This window comes from Pseudomonas sp. A1230, assembly GCF_044218825.1.
In the GTDB taxonomy this organism is placed as follows: Bacteria; Pseudomonadota; Gammaproteobacteria; order Pseudomonadales; family Pseudomonadaceae; genus Aquipseudomonas; species Aquipseudomonas iridis.
Genome location: NZ_CP162582.1, coordinates 5,629,838 through 5,646,409 on the forward strand (window position 1 = coordinate 5,629,838; position 16,572 = coordinate 5,646,409).

19 protein-coding genes are annotated in these 16,572 nt (G+C 61.2%); 3 read left to right on the forward strand and 16 right to left on the reverse strand.

The features are described from left to right. Nucleotides 1–46 precede the first annotated feature (46 nt). From AB4P97_RS26245 to AB4P97_RS26315, 15 genes are read right to left on the reverse strand one after another with little or no spacing between them, the layout of a single operon-like run. Nucleotides 47–772 carry a class I SAM-dependent methyltransferase gene (locus tag AB4P97_RS26245; RefSeq protein ID WP_042557282.1) on the reverse strand — a complete coding sequence of 242 codons (726 nt, stop codon included), beginning with the start codon at nt 770–772 and terminating at the stop codon, nt 47–49. Continuing rightward, the gene (locus AB4P97_RS26250) at nt 769–2,016 is read right to left on the reverse strand and encodes an NAD(P)/FAD-dependent oxidoreductase (RefSeq protein WP_042557283.1); all 1,248 of its coding nucleotides are present in this window, start codon (nt 2,014–2,016) and stop codon (nt 769–771) included. The genes AB4P97_RS26245 and AB4P97_RS26250 overlap by 4 nt, the downstream gene beginning before the upstream one ends. Next, complete coding sequence (locus AB4P97_RS26255) at nt 2,003–3,166, reverse strand: hypothetical protein (RefSeq protein ID WP_042557284.1); 1,164 nt, start codon at nt 3,164–3,166, stop codon at nt 2,003–2,005. The genes AB4P97_RS26250 and AB4P97_RS26255 overlap by 14 nt, the downstream gene beginning before the upstream one ends. Then, entirely contained in the window at nt 3,163–5,502 is a 2,340-nt protein-coding gene (locus AB4P97_RS26260) for an MMPL family transporter (protein ID WP_042557285.1), read from the reverse strand. The genes AB4P97_RS26255 and AB4P97_RS26260 overlap by 4 nt, the downstream gene beginning before the upstream one ends. Further along, a complete protein-coding gene (locus AB4P97_RS26265; protein ID WP_042557286.1) occupies nt 5,486–6,088 on the reverse strand; it encodes an outer membrane lipoprotein carrier protein LolA in 603 nt (200 codons plus the stop codon). The genes AB4P97_RS26260 and AB4P97_RS26265 overlap by 17 nt, the downstream gene beginning before the upstream one ends. After that, the gene (locus AB4P97_RS26270; protein ID WP_042557287.1) at nt 6,085–6,510 is read right to left on the reverse strand and encodes a thioesterase family protein; all 426 of its coding nucleotides are present in this window, start codon (nt 6,508–6,510) and stop codon (nt 6,085–6,087) included. Before AB4P97_RS26270 ends, AB4P97_RS26265 begins: the two co-directional genes overlap by 4 nt. After that, the gene (hutH, locus tag AB4P97_RS26275; RefSeq protein ID WP_042557288.1) at nt 6,503–8,047 is read right to left on the reverse strand and encodes a histidine ammonia-lyase; all 1,545 of its coding nucleotides are present in this window, start codon (nt 8,045–8,047) and stop codon (nt 6,503–6,505) included. The genes AB4P97_RS26270 and hutH overlap by 8 nt, the downstream gene beginning before the upstream one ends. Further along, entirely contained in the window at nt 8,028–8,975 is a 948-nt protein-coding gene (locus AB4P97_RS26280) for a glycosyl transferase (RefSeq protein WP_042557289.1), read from the reverse strand. Before AB4P97_RS26280 ends, hutH begins: the two co-directional genes overlap by 20 nt. Continuing rightward, nucleotides 8,972–9,706: a glycosyltransferase family 2 protein gene (locus tag AB4P97_RS26285; RefSeq protein ID WP_042557290.1), complete on the reverse strand. Its 735-nt coding sequence runs from the start codon at nt 9,704–9,706 to the stop codon at nt 8,972–8,974. The genes AB4P97_RS26280 and AB4P97_RS26285 overlap by 4 nt, the downstream gene beginning before the upstream one ends. Continuing rightward, complete coding sequence (locus AB4P97_RS26290) at nt 9,699–11,378, reverse strand: acyl-CoA synthetase family protein (protein WP_042557291.1); 1,680 nt, start codon at nt 11,376–11,378, stop codon at nt 9,699–9,701. The genes AB4P97_RS26285 and AB4P97_RS26290 overlap by 8 nt, the downstream gene beginning before the upstream one ends. After that, on the reverse strand, nt 11,375–11,920 hold the full coding sequence (locus AB4P97_RS26295; RefSeq protein ID WP_042557292.1) for a membrane protein: 546 nt from the start codon (nt 11,918–11,920) through the stop codon (nt 11,375–11,377). The genes AB4P97_RS26290 and AB4P97_RS26295 overlap by 4 nt, the downstream gene beginning before the upstream one ends. Then, nucleotides 11,917–12,171, reverse strand: coding sequence for an acyl carrier protein (locus AB4P97_RS26300; RefSeq protein WP_042557293.1), 255 nt, complete (start codon nt 12,169–12,171; stop codon nt 11,917–11,919). The genes AB4P97_RS26295 and AB4P97_RS26300 overlap by 4 nt, the downstream gene beginning before the upstream one ends. Before the next feature lie 9 nt (nt 12,172–12,180). Continuing rightward, entirely contained in the window at nt 12,181–12,441 is a 261-nt protein-coding gene (locus tag AB4P97_RS26305) for a phosphopantetheine-binding protein (RefSeq protein ID WP_047299425.1), read from the reverse strand. Then, the gene (locus AB4P97_RS26310) at nt 12,422–13,231 is read right to left on the reverse strand and encodes a 1-acyl-sn-glycerol-3-phosphate acyltransferase (protein WP_042557295.1); all 810 of its coding nucleotides are present in this window, start codon (nt 13,229–13,231) and stop codon (nt 12,422–12,424) included. The genes AB4P97_RS26305 and AB4P97_RS26310 overlap by 20 nt, the downstream gene beginning before the upstream one ends. Then, a complete protein-coding gene (locus AB4P97_RS26315; protein WP_042557296.1) occupies nt 13,207–13,932 on the reverse strand; it encodes a beta-ketoacyl synthase chain length factor in 726 nt (241 codons plus the stop codon). Before AB4P97_RS26315 ends, AB4P97_RS26310 begins: the two co-directional genes overlap by 25 nt. 355 nt (nt 13,933–14,287) lie before the next feature. Here AB4P97_RS26315 and AB4P97_RS26320 point away from each other — a divergent pair, with 355 nt between their 5' ends. Beyond that, entirely contained in the window at nt 14,288–15,058 is a 771-nt protein-coding gene (locus AB4P97_RS26320) for a ParA family protein (RefSeq protein WP_042557297.1), read from the forward strand. Nucleotides 15,059–15,187: 129 nt separating this feature from the next. On the opposite strand, the gene trxC is transcribed toward AB4P97_RS26320, so the two are convergent. Next, nucleotides 15,188–15,622, reverse strand: coding sequence for a thioredoxin TrxC (trxC, locus tag AB4P97_RS26325; protein ID WP_042557298.1), 435 nt, complete (start codon nt 15,620–15,622; stop codon nt 15,188–15,190). 194 nt (nt 15,623–15,816) lie between these two features. On the opposite strand from trxC, the gene AB4P97_RS26330 reads away from it, so the two are divergent. Together AB4P97_RS26330 and AB4P97_RS26335 are read left to right on the forward strand one after the other, a co-directional pair. Then, a complete protein-coding gene (locus AB4P97_RS26330) occupies nt 15,817–16,107 on the forward strand; it encodes a type II toxin-antitoxin system HigB family toxin (protein ID WP_042557299.1) in 291 nt (96 codons plus the stop codon). A 2-nt stretch (nt 16,108–16,109) separates the two neighbouring features. Next, the gene (locus AB4P97_RS26335) at nt 16,110–16,511 is read left to right on the forward strand and encodes a type II toxin-antitoxin system HigA family antitoxin (RefSeq protein WP_042557300.1); all 402 of its coding nucleotides are present in this window, start codon (nt 16,110–16,112) and stop codon (nt 16,509–16,511) included. Nucleotides 16,512–16,572 lie beyond the last annotated feature (61 nt).

Here is a 16,572-nt window from a genome sequence, read left to right on the forward strand (position 1 = left end):
AGCCAGCTCCCACAGGGTGGGTTGTGTACTGATCGACTGCCGTACATCAGATCTCACCTTCCAGCGGCTTGCGCGCAACCACGTTCACCAGCGTCTCTTCCCGCTGCCCGAACGGTTTGGGCTTGAGCAATCCAAACCGCTCCAGCAAACCGAAATCCTTCGACCGGCTCCACCACAAATACGGGTACGAAACATTGCGCTCGCCAAACTCAAAACCCTGCTCGCGAATCATCCCCAGATACTGCGCGGCGCTTTTCTGCACGTGCATTGGATGGCGGAACAGCCAGCGAATCACCCAGGTATCGATGTAAGCCTCGGTCGATTCGGCAAACAGCAGATAACCGCCAGGCTTGAGCACCCGATAAAACTCGGCCAAGGCCTTTTCCTGCTCGACCAGATGATGAAAGGTCTGGTGGCAGAACAGCAGATCGACACTGGCGTCCGCCACGTTGAGCGTTGCGCAATCGCTGCCGATCAGCTCGACTTGCAATCCCTGACGCGCCGCTTCTTCGGCGCTCAATTCAAGGCTGTGCGGATCGGCATCGATGCCGATCAAACGTTGAGGTGCAAAGGTCTGGCGCAAATGGCCGAACGATTTGCCCTGACCGCAACCGGCATCGAGCAGCACCGGGTTTGCCGGCGGTGCTTCGCTGAACAGCCCACGCAGATCGTTGATTGCCACGCGCAATACGTGATGCTGCCAGGTGTGGCTGCGCAGGAACCAGAAACCGAAGCGGGTTTCCTCGACGTAGCTGTCGCTCAGGTAATTCATGGGGCGTCCTTTGCACAAAGTTCGGAAATCATCTTCAACCGGCGCCGAGCTTCGCTGACGAACGGGTTGCGTTCATCCCAGGCATAACCGGCGAGAATCGAGCAGATCATCCGGCGAATGTCGGCCTGGCTCTGTTCATAAAAAATCACGTCCTGGAAGGTCCCGGCGTACCAGCCCTCGACATAGCAGCGGAAGGTGTCGACGCCGCGTTTGAGCGGCTCGGCAAACTCGCTTTGCCAATCCACCGTTTCGCCCTGCAACTGACGATGCAACACCGCCGCCGCCATGCTCGCCGAACGCATGGCGATGGTTACGCCGGAGGAGAACACCGGATCGAGAAATTCCGCCGCGTTGCCGAGTAACGCAAAGCCCGGGCCGTGCAGGGTTTTGACGTTGGCTGCGTAGCCGCCGAGGGTGCGCGCCGGGGTATCCCACACGGCGTTGTTGAGCACGCCGGCCAGACTTGGCGTTTCGGCGATGAAACCGCGCAGGCAGGCGTCAAGATCGGTATCGCGACCTTCGAAGTGTTCGGCAGCGGCGACCACGCCGACCGAGCAGCGACCATTGCTGAACGGGATGGTCCAGAACCAGATATCGCGATGCTGCGGATGTGTGGTGACGAGGATTTTTTCGCGGTCGAACGCCGGGTTGTCGATGTGATCTTCGACGTGAGTGAACACCGCCTGGCGCACCGGGAAATTCGACGGCGCCTCCAGATCCAGCAAGCGTGAAAGCACGCGACCGTAACCGCTGGCATCCAGCACGAAATCCGCTTCGACGCGGTATTCACTGCCGTCTTCGCGGCGCACATCCAACTGCGGTTTTGCCCGGTTGAAATCGACGCTGACGATGGCATCGCCATAGCGAATCTCGGCGCCTTGCAAAGCGGCTTGATCGGCCAGCAGTTTGTCGAAGTCGGCGCGCTGCACCTGGAACGTGGTCGGCTTGCCGTTGGTGAAGGTGTCGCCAAAATCAAACGCGCTGTAGCGCTCGCCCCAGGCAAACGCAGCGCCGGTCTTGCGCTGGAACCCGGCGGCGTTGACGGCGTCGAGCATGCCGGCTTCTTCGACGAAGTCCAGGCAATGGCTGAGCAGGCTTTCGCCGATGGAAAACCTTGGGAAGTGCTGACGCTCGATCACCAGCACGTCGTGCCCTTTGCGCTTGAGCAGGGCGGCGGCGATGGCGCCCGAGGGGCCTGCGCCGATGATCACGACCTGACGCGATTCCATTTCAACGATTGGCACGTGAGCTCCGGGGCAGTGGGTTGTTCGAATTCAATGGGGCGCGATGCAGGCCGATGAGGGCTGGCAGCAACGTCGCGATCAGGCCCATCAGCATCAGCGCGAAGTACAGCGCCGGCGTGATGAGCTGTTGTTGCAACAGCAAGTTGAGAAAGACGATTTCGCTCAGGCCGCGAATGTTCAGCAGCACGCTTTCCCGCCAGCGACTGGCACCCTCGAACGAGGCACCGGCCCAGCCGAGGCCAAGCCAGTTGCCAAGCAGTTTACTGGCAATCGGCACCAGCAGCAGTGCCGCCCATTGCAGCGCGCCAAGGCTGGCGAGGGCGGCGTGTACGTCGATCTGCACGATGCCGAACGTGAGGATCAACGGGATCGCGATCCACGTCTGCAAACGGCTCATCCAGCGCGCCGGCAACGGCAGCACCAGCGGTATTCTCAGCGTGGCCATGCACAACAGGTAGCCGATGCCGAAAATCAGCGCATTGAGTTTGTAGTGCTCGGCCAGCACCAATAACGCGAAGAAGCCGAGGCTATAAGTCAGCGGTCGCTGCACACCGAACAAACGCAGCAGCAAGGGCACGCACGCCAGCCCCAGCGGCAGCAACAGACTGCTCAGGTGCAAACTGCCTTGGGCGAGGCCGAACAGGGTCCAGCAGGTCAGATCGATCAGGATCGCGGTTTGCACCAGCCGCCGCGTGGCGGCGGGCGGGTAGTCGATGTGGCGCAGATACAGATACAGCACCGGAATGGCCGTGATGGCGAACACCAGACCGATGGCCAACGAGTTGAGCCACGGTTGCGCCGGCAGCAGCCAATAGGCGGTCGCCAGGCCACAGGCGAACGGCACGGCGAAACTCGGTAAGGCGATTTTCACGCTCTGGCGATCCAGACGCAGGTCGATCACATCGCTGAGGATGTGCCCGAGCAACAGGGCAAAACTCAGGCTGTAGAGGTCTTTCAGCCACGTCGGCGCAATCAGTTCGGCGCCGCTGAGCTGCCAGCCCGGTTCGATCCAGAAATACATCAGCAGCGGCAAACCGAAACTCGCCACCAGCAACTGGCTGACAATCGGAATCAGGCCGAAGTGGCGACCGACGCGGGTCGCGACAAAGAACAGCGCCAGGGCCAGCAGCCAGAATCCGACGACCATCATGCTGCCGGCTCCGCGACTGTTGCGGTGTGAGGGTGACGCCCGGCCCACGGTGCCAGCATGAAGCTGAAGGCCAGACCGAGGCTGACCGATAAGCCGAAGTTGCTCACTGCTGGCGTGCTCGATACCGCCAGCAAACCGAATGACAGCCACGTCGTCACGGCCGCCAGCAACGTGCCGAGCAGACTCACCGCCGCGCCGCCGACTTGCTCACGCATGAGAATCGCGTAATCGACGCTGATCGCTGTCACCAGCAGCAGGCCGAACAGGCTGAACAATGTCAGCGGCTGGCCGAGCCAACCGAGGCTGGCCAGACTGCACAGCGCTGCCAGCAACGGCAGCGTGACGATGCGCAGGGCGCCGCCGAGACCAAACGGCAGGATCAACACCAGCACGATCAACACGCAGGAGGCGAGTTTCAGTTCTGCCGCGCTGATCTGCGTGGCGGCGAAAACACTGTTCAATTCCCCGAGGCGATCCACCAGCACCACCCCCGGTAAATCCAGCGCCTGCACCCGCAGCAGCGAAGAATTGTTCAGGCCTTGCAGACTGGTGATCGCCGCCACGCCCTCTTCGGTCGGGCCAAGCCACAGCGTGCGGTAGGGCTCGCCGAGCGGACCGACCAGCGCGGCGTCGATGTCCTCAAAGGACAATGTTTGCAACTGCTGCAACTCGTTTTGCAGGGCCGTTACCGGCACGCCGAGATCGAGCAGCGGCTGCCAGAACTGTGGAAGCTTGTTCAGCGCTTGGCGCACTTGCTCTTGTTGACTTGGCGGGCTGACCAGTTGATCGAGCGCCAGAAAACCTTGCAGCTTGTCGAGGTTGACCAGTTGCTCCAGACGTTCGCTCAGTGCCGCTTGTCGTGCGAGCAGTTCTTGCTGATTGGCCGCGCGCACCAGGAAGAATTGACTGGTCGGCTGATACCCGGTGATGCGTGCGATGGTCTGCGCTTCGTCGGTCAGTTGCTGTGGCGCGCCGACCCATTGGCGGATGTCGTTTTTGCTTTGCAGTTGCACGAGACCGCCAACACAGAAGGCGATCAACAGCGCCAGCAGTATTGGCGTGCAGATGCGCTCCAGCAGTTTTTCCCGCAGGTTTATTAGCCGTTTGGCCAGATGCAGCGGCCATTGCGCCGGGCGCAGTTCGACATTCTTCAACAGCGCCGGCAGCAGGCACACCGCCGACAGATAGGCGCCAAGCAAGCCGGCGGCGGAGAACACGGCGATTTGCGTCAGCGCCGGGAAGGGCGTCCACGCCAGCGCCAGATAACCGATGGCGCTGGTGATCAGACTCAGCGTCAGCCCGGGCAGGGTCAGGCGCAAGGCGGGCCAACTGCGCCACGGTTTCAGGCTCCAGCTCTTCGACAGATAGTGCAGCGGGTAATCCACCGCCACGCCGATCAGGCTGGAACCGAGTACCAATGTCATCACGTGCATATGGCCGAACAGCGCCACACACGCCACGGCACCGAACAACATGCCCACCAGCACCGGCACAAATGCCAACAACACGCGCCAGCGACGGAACGCCAAAAGCAGCAACAGCAGAATCCCGACTGTGGCGCCGCCGCCCACCCAGGTCATCTCGCGAGTGGCCTGTTGCTGACCACTGGCCGCGTACAACAGACCGCTGGCGGCCAGAAGCTGCACGTCGGATTTCGCGGCCTGATCACGACTGTGCTTAAGCAGATCGGCCACTTGCAGCGGCAGGTTCATGTCGAAGGCATTGCCGGTGGTGCGTGCGCGCAACAGCACCCAGCTCTTGCCGTCGGCATCGGCGACCAATGCACCGCTGCCGATGTCCAACTGCACCGCGCCGTGTTGCGGCTGGCTGTTCTGGATGCGTGCAGTCAGGCCCAGCCAGTCGTCCTGACTCGGCACCAGACTGAAACCGCTGAACGGGTCGAACAGTGCCTGCACCCGTTGCTGAATGAAGGCGTCGGGATGTTCGATCAGGAGTTGCCGATCATTCGCCGAGAGCATCGCAAGCCGCCCTTGCAGCAATTGCGTGCGCAAGGCCGGGAGGTCTGCTTGCAGGTTCCACTGCACTTTTTCGAACAGTCCGCTGGCTTGCCATTGCTCGCCCAGCGTTTGCGCCATGGCCACTGCTTGCTGGCGATCGGCGTGGCCGACCAGCACCAGCATTTCGCGGTTGAGAGGCTCCTGCATGCGTTGTTCGGCGCGCAGTTCGAGGGCGTCGGGGTCAGTGCCCGGCACCAGTTCCATCAGGTTGGCGGACAACGGCGCACCGTCACGCCACTGCCAACCGGCCAGCGCGACCACCGCCAGCAGCAGAATCAGGAACAGCCAGGGCAGCTTGCGTTCACTCGGCAAAGTCATGTTGCTCCGCGTCGCTCAACGGTTGGCCGGCGGTGCTGTCCTGCATGCGCAGCACGGTGCTGTCGCCTTGGGTTTCCAGCAGTTCGATGGTTTGCACCAGTTCGCCGCCGTCAATGTTGATCTGGTTGAACACTTGCTTGAGCAACAGCGAACGTGGGGTCAAGGTGAGTTTCCACCGTTGCGCGTCGCCACTGAGCGCCAGTTCGAAGTCGCGTTGCAGGCCGCTGCTGTCACCTTGCAGCACAGCGAGAAACAAACGGTTCTGCTCGGCCCCGGCGCTCTTGTTCGGCAGCAGTTGCCAGCCGTTGCCGTCACGCCGGGCAATGCCTTTGGCGCTGATGCGGTAATCCTGTTGCAGCGGGGTTTTCAGCAGCCAGAGCAGGCCCTGGTTTTTTGCGAGGACGAAACTGCCCTTGCTGATCAGCGGCTGGGGCAGGGCGCGCAGGTGTTTTTCTTGGACGAACTGGCCGTGGATCACGTCCGGCTTGGCCAGTTGTGCGCTCAGTTGTTGCAGGTCAAAGGCGTGGGCCAGTGATGACACCGCCAGCAGCACCAGCGCACCAAGACTTTTAGAAAACAGGTTCATCGCAGCATCCTTTCCACGGCATCAGTGAAGACTTTTGGTGAAGCCAGCTGCATCTCGCGGCTGCTCACTTCGACTGCCACTTGCACGGAGCTTGCGCGAGTCAGGCGTTCGCCGCTTTGCAGGTCGGTGATCAGATAGTTGATCTTCAGACGGTTTTCCCACTCGACCAGGCTGGCGCGCACGTTCAGCTTCTGACCGAACACCGCGCCACGCACGTAGCGCAGTTGCAGATCGATGATCGGCCAGGCGTAACCGGATTCAACCATTTGCGTGTAGTTGTGGCCGATCTTGTCGAGCAACGCACAGCGCGCTACTTCGAGGTATTTGACGTAATGGCCGTGCCAGACCACGTGCATGGTGTCGACGTCGAAGAACGGGACGAGGATTTCCGTATCGGCGTGCAGTACTCCGGCGCTACGCATGCAGCCTCCAGTGTTGCGCAGCGATGCGTTGCAGGCACAGGCGCAGTTCGCCTTCCAGTGCGCGGTCTTCGATGACCGGCGGGAAGTCCTTGGCAAGTTCTTCGTGCATGGCGGCCAGCGCAGGCGGCAGCGCTCGGGCGTCTTCGGCTTGCGCGCGCAGCCATACGCCTTGGTTCGCGGCGAGGAGCGTGGCGGCGGCGACCTGTTCGGTCAGCTCCAGCACGCGGATCGCATCACGGGCAGCGATGGTGCCCATGCTCACTTTGTCCTGGTTGTGGCACTCGGTGGAGCGCGAGAAGACGCTGGCCGGCATGGTGTTTTTCAACGCCTCGGCGGTCCAGGCGCTGGTGCCGATCTGCACAGCCTTGAAGCCGTGGTTGAGCATCGCCCGATCCGCCGTGGCGCCGGACAGATTGCTCGGCAAACCGTGGTTGTAACGTTCATCGACCAGCAGCGCGAGTTGACGGTCGAGCAGGTCGGCGACGTTGGCCACGAGGTTTTTCAGGCTGTCCATGGCGAACGCGATGTGCCCGCCGTAGAAGTGCCCGCCGTGCAGCACACGCTCGGCTTCGGCGTCGATGATCGGGTTGTCGTTGGCGCTGTTGAGTTCGATCTCGATGAACGAGCGCAGCCAGTTCAGGCTGTCGGCCAACACGCCGAGGACATGCGGAGCACAGCGCAGCGAGTAGCGATCCTGCAAACGGTGCAGCGGCGCGGTCGGCGCGTCGATCGCCAGATCCTTGCGCAGCCACGCGGCCACTTGCATCTGCCCCGGATGCGGTTTGGCGGCGAACAGGCGTTCGTCGAAATGCTCCGGGTTGCCTTGCAGTGCCACGACGTTCAGCGCGGTGATGCGGGTAGCCAGTTGCAACAGGTAATCGGCGCGGGCGTAGGCGAGACAGGCGAGGCCGGTCATCACGGCGGTGCCGTTCATCAGTGCCAACGCTTCTTTGGGGCGCAACACCAACGGCGTCCAGCCGAGTTCGCGATGGACGTCGGCCGCTTGACGGCGCTCGCCACGGAACATCACTTCACGCTCACCGGACAGGGTTGCCGCGACGTAGGACAGCGGCGTCAGATCGCCGCTGGCGCCAACCGAGCCTTCTTCGGGAATCAGCGGCAGGATGTCGTATTCGAGGAAGGCTTGCAGGCGCTCGAGCAGTTCAATGCGCACCCCGGAAACGCCGTGGCACAGCGACTGCAAACGCGCCGCCAGCACTGCGCGGGTGGCTTGGGCGTCGAGCAGTTTGCCCAATCCGCAACCGTGGAAAGTGTAGAGATGACGCGGCAGCGCCTCGACGTGATGCAGCGGCACCGCGACCACGCAGGAATCACCGTAACCGGTGGTCACGCCGTAGATCACGCCTTCCTTGTCCAGCAGCGAATCGAGGAACCGTGCGCCCTTGGCGATCCGCTCGCGGTACGCGGCGTCGCTCTGCAACTGTACGGGCGCCTGACGGTTGGCCAGGGCCAGCACGTCTTCGATGCGCAGAGGGCGTTCGCCGAAGGTTACCGGCTCATGGGTTGGCGTCGTCATCGGTCTTCCAGAAAGGGTAAAAGTTGAACCATTGCTGCGGAGCTTCAAGGCAATAGTGACTCAGGCGCTGCGCGTAGCGGGTGGCCCACTGATGAATGACCTGCTCGCGCTCGCTGCGCTTCCACACTACGGCGTCGGCGAAGGGTTCGAGGGTCAGGCGATAATGGCCGTCGGGTTGCTTGAGGCACATCAGCAGATTGACCGGGCATTTGAGGAGCCCGGCCAGCAGCCATGGGCCTTGCGGGAATGGCGCCGGATGGCCGAGGAAGTCCACGGTCACGCTACGGCCGCCGTGCAGCGGCACACGGTCGCCGGCAATCGCCAGCCACTCGCCGCGCTCCAGGCGTTCGTGCAGTTGCAGCATGATCACCGGGTCGAGTTCGCTGACCTGGATCAGGCGCAGATTGGTCGCCCCGGCTTCCCCCAGCAAGCGGTTGAACTGCTCGGCGTGCTTGGTGTGCACCAACACGTTCATCGTGACCTTTTCGCCGATCTCCGCCAGCGCCCGGCACACTTCGAGATTGCCCAGGTGTGCGCCGACCAGCAATTGCCCGCGACTGCCGCGCAACTGAGTGCGCAGCAGCGCCGGGTCGATGATTTCGATTTGCTCGATGCGCAGCTTGCCGTTCCACACGTCGAGCTTGTCGAGTAGCGAATCGGCGAATGCCATGAACTGGCCGAACACCCGCCAATGGCTTGGGCGCAGGTCTTCTCGTTGGCTCCAGTCGGCCAGGTGCTGCTGGTATTGCCGGGCGCTGTGTCGGGCCGTGCGGCCGAACAGGAAAAAGTACAGGACGATGCCGTATAACAACGGGCTCAGCAGGCGGCGACCAAGCACCTTGGCGGCGAGCGCGGTGAATTTCATCAGCAGGAAACTGCCGCGTTCCTCGCGGTCGGCCCAGTGTTTCTTTTCGGTATCGACGGTCATGTCCGCCACCGTCGCCAGAGGATCACCGGAAAGCGCAGCAACATGCCGAAGAACAGCCGCGTGTGCATGCTCGAAATCAGCGCGTTGTCATGGAACAGCCGGAAGTGCGAGACGCCATCCAGCGGGTAATGCACGCTGGTTTCCAGCCAGCGCATCGGCTGATTGCGCCACGCCAGGCGCACCAGAATGTCCGAGTCGAAATCCATGCGTTTGCCGACCTTGGCCGAGTCGATCACCGCCAGCGTCGCTGCAACCGGATAGACGCGAAAGCCACACATAGAATCGCGGATCTGCAGCGACAGTGTGTTGATCCAGACCATCACGTGGGTCAGGTAGCGCGCGTACAAGCGGCCCTTGGGCACGCTTTCGTCGAACAGCGGATAGCCGCAGATCATCGCTTGCGGATGTGCGCGGGACTCCTCAACGAAGCGGGCAACGTCTTGCAGATCGTGCTGACCGTCAGCGTCGACCTGTAGCGCGTGGCTGAAGCCCAGGCGCGAGGCTTCGCGCAGGCCGGTCATCACCGCGCCGCCCTTGCCCTGATTGATGGTTAGCCGCACCAGATGCACGTTGTCGCGCTCGGCCAGCACGTCCAGCACCCGCGCGCAGGACTGCTTGCTGGCGTCGTCCACCAGCAGGCACGGCAGACCTTGGGCGAGCAGGGCGTCGACAACGGCGGTGATTGCGGTTTCGTGGTTGTAGACCGGGATCACGGCGCAGGGATTATGCATTGCCAGTCTCCAGAAGGATGCGGCCACTGGAGCAGGTCGCCATGTCATTGCGATAGGCGAAATACAATTTGCCGCGTTCGGGATCGAAGCGCAGGTGCAGCTGGATTTCATCGCCGGGACGCACCAGTTGCTGGAATTTCAGCACTTCCATGCCAGCGAAGGCACCGCTCAGGTTGAGCAGTTGCCGAGCGAGGTTCAGTGCCCATTCCACTTGCACCACGCCGGGTAACACGGGGGCTTTGGGGAAGTGGCCGCTGAAGTACGCCAGATCCGGCGGCACGCTCAGTTGCAGGCTCCATTCGCCGTCCGTTTCGGTTTGCTCCAGCACCTCGGGGGCTTTCGGACGAGGGCCGAGCAGCAGCGCCTCGATATCCGCCTGCGGCAGTTTGCCCTGGCTGTTGAGCGGCATTTGCCGCAGCAATCGCCAGCGACGTGGCAGGGCCAAAGCTTCGCAGTGCTCTTTCAAGTGCTGGCGCAGGGCTTCGGTCAGGCTACGTCGACCGTGTTCGCGCAGAGCAAACAGGCCGGACTCGCTGAGCACCAGCAAGGCGCCGAGGGACGCACGATTTTCCTGAACAACGCCCAAGCGCGCTTCGGCAACCCAATCGTGGGCGACCAGGGCTTGCTCAAGCATCGGCAAGGAAATGCGTTTTTCTTCGAGTTTGACGATTCGGTCCAGTCGACCCAGCAGTTCGAAACGGCCATCGGCGGCAATGCGTGCTGCATCGGCGGTGTGTTCGACATGCCCGGCAGGCAGGTACGGTGAGGCGATCAGCAGTGCACCGTCGTTGTCCTGACTCAATTCGACACCGGCGAACGGCTGCCACAGCTGCTTACCCTGACGCCAGGCGATGCCGCCAGTTTCCGAGCTGCCGAGGATTTCAGTCGGCCACTGTTGCAAGCGTTGCTGCAGGCTTTGAGCCGCGTCTACAGGCAGTGCGCCACCCGAGGAAAACACCCGGCGCACAGCGCTCAGGGCCAGCCAGTCGAGGTTGTCGCCCATGCGCTTGAGCAGCGCCGGGCTGGCAACCCAGGCGAAGGCTGGATACTCGCGGCTGGCGCGTTGCAGGTCTTCGGGGAATGCCAGTTGTTTGCGCACGAACGTTCGCCCGGCGCACAGCGGCCACAGCACGCGAAACAGCAAACCGTAGATGTGCTGGGTGGCGACGCTGCCGATGATGCATGCCTCGGCGAGATCCGCGCCCCACAGCTGTTCCAGCGCCTCGACCTCATTGGCCAGCTGGCGCAGGGTCTTGTCGATGCGCTTGGGCTCGCCGCTGGAGCCGGAAGTGCACAGGCTCAAGCGACACTGATCCAGATCCAGCTCGGCGCCGGGAAGTGGCGTCTGATGGAATTGAGCTAAACCACTGTCGCCGGTTTGATCGGTCAGCCACAGATCCACTTCGCCGGACCAGCGCTGGCGGGTTTGCGCTTGCAAGTCCGAGGGCAGCAATACGCTGACGCCAGCGCGCCAGGCACCGAGCAGGGCGATGGCCAGGTCGGCGGCATCTTCCAGATGTACGGCCAAACGCTGCACGCCTTGGGCCTGCAGGCCGGCAGCCAAGCTCAACGCCTGCTCGCACAGCTGTGCGTGATCCAATGCCGGGGCCTGGCTGATCGCCCGCGCCGGCAACGCCTTGAGCAACAGTTGCTCAAGTTTTATCCAGTTCATGTACGGCCTCTTACCCGTTGTCGTATCAGCCATTCAATGGCAAACATCAGGCCGATCAATCCGTAGGAGATCAGGCCGGTGTACAACATCCACCAACTCAGCGGCGCCCACAGGGTCAGGAGCGCGGCGCACAAACCGTTGCAGAAGAAAAACACGCTCCAGGCCACCGTGACCTTGCGCGTGTAGGCAATTGCGTTGGCCGGCAAATGCGGTTCACGCAGCCGCGCCAGGCGTTCGACCATCGGCGGGCCGTATTTCAGGCTCAGGCTGAACAGCACCAGCATGAAACCGCTGATCAGCACCGGATACCAGCGCAGCAAAAGCGGGCTGTCGAACAGCGCCAGCAACAGGCAAAACATCATCGCCACGCAGGCCATCCACAGACTGCCGGGTTTGCGTTCGCCGACCAGTGCTCGCGCCAGCCACAGGCTGCCCAACAGCAGGCCGAACTGCCACGGGGCAAAGTGCTCCATGCCGAAATACACCGCAAAGGGATACAGCAGACCGGCCAGCAACAGGCCGAGGCCGATCAGTCGGCTCATGCGGCCGGGTGAACCAGACGGTAGACCGCCTCGACCACGTCACCGACAGTGCGCACTGATTTGAATTCTTCGGCGGCGATCTTCTTGCCGGTCTGGCGCTTGATGTGGTCGATCAGATCGACCGCGTCGATGCTGTCGATCTCCAGATCCTGATACAGGTTGGAATCCAGGCTTACACGGGAGGGATCCAGTTCGAACAGCTCGACCAGGGCATCACGCAGGGTGTTGAAAATATCGTCACGAGTTTGCATGGTCCGGTCTCAAGCTGCCTGTTTTGCCATGACGAAGGCCGCAAGGCTCGCCACGTTGGAGAAATGGTTGCGGGTGTCTTTGGCGTCGGCGTCGATCTTGATGCCGTACTTTTTCTGGATCGCCAGACCCAGTTCCAGTGCGTCGACAGAATCCAGGCCCAGGCCTTCGCCGAACAATGTTTGATCGTCGCCGATGTCGTCGACGCTGATGTCTTCGAGGCCGAGGGCGTCGATGATCAGCAATTTAATCTCACGGTGTAGATCGCTCATCTTCGGCGAGCTCCTTGATGAAGTAAGAATGCAAATAGTCGTTGAGCTTGCGCGAGGCCTGCGGTGCCGGGCCTTGTGCTGCGAATGCCTGTGGATCTATATCGGCCCCGACACGAAAACTGAAGTGCACGCGGCGGCTGGGGATCCGATACCAGGGCTCGGCTTTGGTCAGGGTGGTCGGGTTGACCTTGATAACCACCGGCGTAAGGATTTTCGCACCCCGCAGGGCAATCGCCGCAGCCCCCCGATGAAAGGCTGGTGCCTGGCCCGGTTGAGTACGGGTGCCTTCAGGGAAAATGATCAGGGTCTGGCCGTTTTGCAGGGACTCGGCGGCCGCATCGAGCATGTCCATGCTGCCGTCGTTGCTGATGTATTCGGTGCTGCGCAGCGGGCCACGGGTGAAGGGGTTTTCCCACAGGCTTTTCTTCACTACGCAGTTGGCCTGGCGCACCAGACCGATCAGGAACACCACATCGATCAACGACGGATGATTGGCGATGATCATCTGCCCTGGACGACCGAGACGCTCAGCGCCCTGAATGTCGTAGGTCAATACGCCGGTGCGAGCCATGAATCGGACAAAAAACCAGAACAGCCGACTGACGGTCTGCCGCGCACGCTGACGGTGCTTCAGGGCATCACCGGGCAGACAGCCGAGCACCGGGAAAACCAGCACGCGCAGGCACAGCCCGCCCAGCCCGAACAGCGCGAAACTCGCCGCGGTGGCCAGCAGACGCCAGTAGTAGGCGTCGCGGTTCTTCTCGGTCACGGGTTGCGTTGCCAGGTCCATACGCGATTTTTCCAGGCATGTTGGCAAAGGGGCTGCTGGCCGAGCAGGGTGCGTAGCAAGTTGAGCGCGTGTGGCCAGTGCGCTTTGGACCGTGCTTCGGTGGTGCTGTTCAGGGTCAGCCGCCAGTCGGTACCGGGAGTGAGCAACAGACCCAGCGCGTAAGGAAACGGCACATCGTCGATCCACGCCGAATAGGCTGCGGGCGGCTGTTCTTCGGTAATCACCAGCAACACCGCCGGAGCGCCTTCATTGAGCAGGGCTGCGGCTTCGAGCATGCCGTGTTCGAGACCGTCGCCAGCGGCGGCGAGGGCGGTCATTTCGCTGGTTTCGCCGCGCATGATCGACCATAGGCCGATGATCGCGTTGTGCACCGAGAGGCTGAATTGCGTCGGCGACAGCGGTTCGTCTTTGGCAAGGTCGCTGAGGATCTCGTAAGTGCGCGGGGTCTCGCCGTGTCGCGAGACGAACACCAGCGGCAGATTTTCCCGTCCGTCGGCCAGTGGCCAGCCGACACTGAAAGCCATTCTGGCCAGTCGGCTGAGGCGGCGGCGTTGCATGGCCGGCAAGAACGACACATCGGGCGCGGCATCACTGCTCTGGAGCACGACCGGTTGTCGGCTCCAGGCTTGCCATGCGTCCACGCTATCGAGCCCCGGGGCCCATGCGCGCCACTGGGCGATGTTGAAGTTGATCACGGACATTCATCCCGCCCCTGCGGGCTTTTTGTTGAGGCGTGAGTCGCCAAAGCCGCAGCAGGCTTGACGTGGCGCTTGGCGCCGGGTGGCGCGCATTATCCCGGTGACACGGGTGTGTAGCAAATGCTGGTTACATTTTGTGCAGTGAAATGTACCGAATGGTTCGCGGTAAAACTGTCACTTGGCCATTATCCAGATTGTCAGCGGCTTGTCTGTCGGCCATCTCGGCGATTGCTGGTGGTTTTTACTGGTCCTGCACGCGGAAAATTGCACCTGACCTGTAGTCCATGTCCGCGAAGGTAGCGAAGCGAGGCGGCGCGCATCTACACTCGGTCATTCTTTGATACACGGAGGTTTTGTCATGCGGCGCGTGGTGTTCAATCAGAAAGGTGGCGTAGGCAAATCCAGCATTGCCTGCAATCTGGCAGCGGTCAGCGCCAGTGAGGGTTATCGCACACTGTTGGTCGATCTGGATGCTCAGGCCAACTCCACCCAATATCTGACGGGGCTCACCGGCAACGATATCCCGATGGGCATTGCCGATTTCTTCAAGCAAACGCTGTCTTCAGGGCCGTTCTCGAAGAAGAATCAGGCGGATATCTACGAAACCCCGTTCGACAACCTGCACATCATCACTGCTACCGCCGAGCTGGCCGATCTTCAGCCGAAGCTTGAGGCGAAGCACAAGATCAACAAGCTGCGCAAATTGCTCGATGAGTTGTCCGAAGATTACGACCGGATTTACCTCGATACACCCCCAGCGCTGAATTTTTATGCGGTATCGGCGCTGATTGCGGCAGATCGCGTGCTGATTCCCTTCGATTGCGACAGCTTCTCGCGTCAGGCCTTGTACGGATTGATGGCGGAAATTGCAGAATTGAAGGAAGACCACAACGAAGGGCTGGAAATCGAAGGCATCGTGGTCAACCAGTTCCAAGCGCGGGCCAGCCTGCCGCAGCAGATTCTCGATGAGCTGATTGCCGAAGGTTTGCCGGTATTGCCGGTGTATCTGACCAGTTCAGTGCGCATGCGTGAATCGCATCAGGCGAGCATGCCGCTGATCCACCTCGATCCGCGGCACAAGCTGACCCAGCAGTTTGTCGAGTTGCACAACCTGCTCGAAGACGCGTGACTTCTCGAAGCTCCCACAAAACCTGTGCGAGCGGGCTTGCCCGCGATGAGGCCGGCACGTTCAGCATCTGAAGTGCCTGATCCAGTGTCATCGCTGGCAAGCCTGCTCCCACAGAGTTTTCAGGGTGTGTCAGATGCCCTGACTACGCAGCCACGCCATCAACTGCGGTAACGGAAACGCCCCGCTCTGGCGCGCCACCTCCCGACCGTTCTTGAACAGAATCAGACTCGGAATCGAGCGAATCCCCAACTGCGCCGATAACTGCTGATTCGCCTCGCTATCAAGCTTGGCCAGCCGGCACTTGCCCGCCAACTGCGCAGCCGCCTGCTCGAATATCGGCGCAAACGACTTGCACGGCCCGCACCAGTCCGCCCACACGTCCACCAACAACGGCAGATCACCCTTGATCTGGCTGGCGTAATCGTCTTGCTTGAGTTCGAAGGGTTTGTTCAGCAGCACCGCAGATTTGCAGCGACCGCACTTCGGCTGGTCAGCGAGGCGCTCGGCGGGAATGCGGTTGAGGCCGTTGCAGGTGGGGCAGGGGATGAGCAGTGGGTCGGTCATGAGCAAAGTCCGGTGAAGAGCTGATAAGCGTAAGTTGGAGACGTTTGCTCATATTTTCAATCGTGCAGGCTTCAAGGCTGCACCTAGGCTGGAGCACACCGAGCGGGTCCGTTGGTCTGCTCGGTAGTATCGCAACTTGCGATAATTTCGATCTGTGATTAACTTTCTATAGCAGAATGCGATAAGGATGTTGCATGCATGTCATCACTGCAAAACGAATACGAGAAGCGAAGGCCAGATGGCCTAATGCAGCCACCGCACTGGATCACTGGCTTGAAGTGGCGAAAGGCAGCAAACCGTTAGATTTTGCCGCGATGAGGGCGCTGTTTCCGGCTATCGACAAGGTGGGTGAATTTCATGTTTTCGATATTGGCGGTAATAAGCTGAGGTTGATCGCCTATGTCAGATATCGGCCGCAGAAGTTGTACATCAAGCATGTGTTGGATCATCGCGAATACGATCGCGGTAAATGGAAGGAGGCATAGGCATGAGTGTTCTGATCAAAAAAGCCGCCGAGCACTGGGAGTTCGTCTCGCCATTGCTGCGCAAGCCGAAAAACGAAGGCGATTACGACAGACTGGTTCAAGCGCTCGACGAGTTACTCGAAATGACCGGCGATGATGAGTCCCATCCTTTGATGAGCCTGGTGGATATTATCGGGGACTGGATCGAAGAGTGGGATCACACGCATCATCCAATGCCCAAACCGCCCGGTTATGAAGTGCTGGGATATCTGATGCGCGAACATGGCTTGACCCAGAGCGACTTGCCCGGTGTTGGCCCTCAGTCAGTCATTTCGGAGATCCTGAGCGGCAAGCGCCAGCTCAATTTGCGTCAGGTCCGCTGGTTGGCTGATTATTTCAAGCTGCCGGTAGATGTATTTATCTGAAGGGCACGGCAAGACCATGCAGCGCCATGACAGTCGCACTCTGCTAGCATGTCGCGCGGCT

Bases quoted from the DNA above. Each gene is read 5' to 3' on its own strand.
- AB4P97_RS26245 (WP_042557282.1), bottom strand. From the start codon at position 772: ATGAATTACCTGAGCGACAGCTACGTCGAGGAAACCCGCTTCGGTTTC.
- AB4P97_RS26255 (WP_042557284.1), bottom strand. From the start codon at position 3,166: ATGATGGTCGTCGGATTCTGGCTGCTGGCCCTGGCGCTGTTCTTTGTC.
- AB4P97_RS26260 (WP_042557285.1), bottom strand. From the start codon at position 5,502: ATGACTTTGCCGAGTGAACGCAAGCTGCCCTGGCTGTTCCTGATTCTG.
- AB4P97_RS26265 (WP_042557286.1), bottom strand. From the start codon at position 6,088: ATGAACCTGTTTTCTAAAAGTCTTGGTGCGCTGGTGCTGCTGGCGGTG.
- AB4P97_RS26270 (WP_042557287.1), bottom strand. From the start codon at position 6,510: ATGCGTAGCGCCGGAGTACTGCACGCCGATACGGAAATCCTCGTCCCG.
- hutH (WP_042557288.1), bottom strand. From the start codon at position 8,047: ATGACGACGCCAACCCATGAGCCGGTAACCTTCGGCGAACGCCCTCTG.
- AB4P97_RS26280 (WP_042557289.1), bottom strand. From the start codon at position 8,975: ATGACCGTCGATACCGAAAAGAAACACTGGGCCGACCGCGAGGAACGC.
- AB4P97_RS26285 (WP_042557290.1), bottom strand. From the start codon at position 9,706: ATGCATAATCCCTGCGCCGTGATCCCGGTCTACAACCACGAAACCGCA.
- AB4P97_RS26290 (WP_042557291.1), bottom strand. From the start codon at position 11,378: ATGAACTGGATAAAACTTGAGCAACTGTTGCTCAAGGCGTTGCCGGCG.
- AB4P97_RS26295 (WP_042557292.1), bottom strand. From the start codon at position 11,920: ATGAGCCGACTGATCGGCCTCGGCCTGTTGCTGGCCGGTCTGCTGTAT.
- AB4P97_RS26300 (WP_042557293.1), bottom strand. From the start codon at position 12,171: ATGCAAACTCGTGACGATATTTTCAACACCCTGCGTGATGCCCTGGTC.
- AB4P97_RS26305 (WP_047299425.1), bottom strand. From the start codon at position 12,441: ATGAGCGATCTACACCGTGAGATTAAATTGCTGATCATCGACGCCCTC.
- AB4P97_RS26310 (WP_042557295.1), bottom strand. From the start codon at position 13,231: ATGGACCTGGCAACGCAACCCGTGACCGAGAAGAACCGCGACGCCTAC.
- AB4P97_RS26315 (WP_042557296.1), bottom strand. From the start codon at position 13,932: ATGTCCGTGATCAACTTCAACATCGCCCAGTGGCGCGCATGGGCCCCG.
- AB4P97_RS26320 (WP_042557297.1), top strand. From the start codon at position 14,288: ATGCGGCGCGTGGTGTTCAATCAGAAAGGTGGCGTAGGCAAATCCAGC.
- trxC (WP_042557298.1), bottom strand. From the start codon at position 15,622: ATGACCGACCCACTGCTCATCCCCTGCCCCACCTGCAACGGCCTCAAC.
- AB4P97_RS26330 (WP_042557299.1), top strand. From the start codon at position 15,817: ATGCATGTCATCACTGCAAAACGAATACGAGAAGCGAAGGCCAGATGG.
- AB4P97_RS26335 (WP_042557300.1), top strand. From the start codon at position 16,110: ATGAGTGTTCTGATCAAAAAAGCCGCCGAGCACTGGGAGTTCGTCTCG.